Source organism: Micromonospora sp. NPDC002411, assembly GCF_053592955.1.
Map to the genome: position 1 here is coordinate 1 of NZ_JBSFBM010000587.1, position 2058 is coordinate 2058.

3 protein-coding genes are annotated in these 2058 nt (G+C 70.6%); all 3 read right to left on the reverse strand.

The annotated features are described in order from the left end of the window. Window positions 1–270 (reverse strand): oligosaccharide flippase family protein (locus tag ACWCO3_RS34190; protein ID WP_450014116.1); only part of this gene is annotated, 270 nt, incomplete at its 3' end. Continuing rightward, window positions 267–1337: a glycosyltransferase family protein gene (locus ACWCO3_RS34195; protein ID WP_423438283.1), complete on the reverse strand. Its 1071-nt coding sequence runs from the start codon at window positions 1335–1337 to the stop codon at window positions 267–269. The genes ACWCO3_RS34195 and ACWCO3_RS34190, both read right to left, overlap by 4 nt. 33 nt (window positions 1338–1370) lie before the next feature. Continuing rightward, window positions 1371–1844, reverse strand: a complete 474-nt coding sequence (locus ACWCO3_RS34200; protein WP_450014118.1) for a hypothetical protein — start codon at window positions 1842–1844, stop codon at window positions 1371–1373. Between the last annotated feature and the right edge of the window lie 214 nt (window positions 1845–2058).

Below are 2058 nucleotides of genomic sequence, written 5' to 3' on the forward strand. Positions count from 1 at the left end.
CACGGCGAACAGCACCCGCAGCCGGTTCCAGTAGCTCTCCTCGGTGATCCGACCGGCGGCGAGCTCCCGCACCGAGAAGGCGTTGAAGCCGAAGTCCACCACTCCGACCAACATCCCACCGACGCCCATCGCGCCGGCCGCCAGGCCGAACGCGGCTGGGCCCGCCCGATTCGCCACCAGGGCGACGAGGACCGCGTACAGCGCCTGTGAGGCGGCTCCCGCGACGACCAGGATCACGGTCTGCGCCGCGAGGCCGCCACGGCCGATCATGAAAGGAAAGCCTCGACGAACGCGTCGCTTCCCAGATCCACCCGGGGGGCGGGCGTGGGCGCGGCGATCGCCTTCTCCATCAGCCCGGTCACGGACTCCTCGGTCAGTGGTCCGCAGAGGCTCAGGCCGAGATGCTGTGCCCAGGTCACCAACTGGTCGGATCCCGCGACAACCACCTGCCGTCCTGCTCGGATGCCCTTGACCATCATCGAGTTGGGCTGGTCGCTGGAGTACGCCACCATGACACAGTCGCTCGCCTGGACCGCGCAGTTGATGGCGTGATCGGTCTGCACCCGGTCGTCCAGAATCACCGGCAGCCCGGCGGCTCGGGCCCTGCCGAGCAGCGGCTGTACCTCCGCACGCACCGACGGATCGAGTTGCCCACACACGAACAGCGCCACCGGCCGGTCCGCCAGTCGCAGCAGGCAGCGGAGCACCAGGGGCAGGTTCTTGCGGGCCGACACCTTACCCGCCACGAGGAAGACGAACCGGTCCTCGGGGACACCGAGCGCGCCGCGCAGGGCGGTCGGGTCCTGGTCCTCCGCGTCGAAGAACACCGGGTCGGGCGCGACGGCCGCGCGGGCCTTCCGGCCCGCTACCGAGTGGTCCGACAGGTACAGCAGCCGGACCCCGGGAAGCCGTTCGGTGCGTCGCAGGATGAGGTCCTTCGTCTTCAACCGGGCCCGTACCGACGGCCGGTTGTCGGTGTTCCAGCGGGGGTCCTGAGTGACCAGAACGACGATCGGGGGGCCCGGCGGCCAGCCCCGAATCCCGAGCCGGATCGCGAACCGGTCGCCGTCGGGAACCAGGACCCGCGTGCAGCCGTACCGCATCGCCTGCCGGCGCACACCGCTGACGGTCAGCGACGGATCCGCCAGCGCCACCTGTCGGCAGCGGTCGGCCACCTCGGCGAGGTGCAGCCGATGCTCGGTGGACCGGAGGCCGGACCGGGTGAGGGCGAGCACCACGCTGTCGCCGCGATCCAGGGCAGCGGACGCCAGGAGGCGGACATACATCAACCGGTGCCCCTCGTGATCCTGCGACACGATCAGTACCCGTTCAGCCATTCCCGGTGCCTCCTTCCACCCGAGCGGTCAGCACTAGCGGACGGCGTCTGTCGCCGGCACCATCCACGCGTTGAAGTCGCGGCTGAACACCGTCGTGCAGGCGTCGACACCCAACCCGGGCTTGAAGCCCCAGAAGTCCAGCCGGCCGAATCCCTGGGCGGTGAGCGCGTCGTCGGCCGGACGTGTCGTCGGGCGATCGGTGTCGTCGAGTACCACCAGCCCCGAGGGCGTCAGGTACTCCTGCGCGAGACGGGAGCAGGTGGTCCGCGCCATCCCGTCGATGATGATCACGTCCCAGGGCGCGCCTTCCTCGATGGCCCGTACGTAGGGCGCGGACCCGTCCGCCTCCCACCAGGTCCCGTCGCAGGGCACGTGCAGGACCCGACCGTGGCGGGGTTGCGGAACCCGACGGAACCAGTCGGCGTCGTGTTCGACGGCCACGATCTCCCGCACCCGCAGCGCGTCCGCGAACCATGCGGTCGACGAGCCGGCACCGTACTCGAACACCCGGCGATCGGCTCCGACGTGCGTGGCGAGCCAGTGCATCGCCCCGTAGGTCAACCAGGGGCGTGGCCCGCCGTCCGAGCCGCTCGGCGCCCCGCCCGAGACCGACCGGTGCCAACCCTTCGCCCTGCTCGTCGTCCTGGCTCACGGCGACCGGCGGCGTTACACCAAGGGGATCGTGATCCTCGGTGGAATTCCGGCCCTGTCGTTTCTCGCC

Coding starts and splice junctions, on each gene's coding strand:
- ACWCO3_RS34195 (WP_423438283.1), bottom strand. CDS start 1,337: ATGGCTGAACGGGTACTGATCGTGTCGCAGGATCACGAGGGGCACCGG.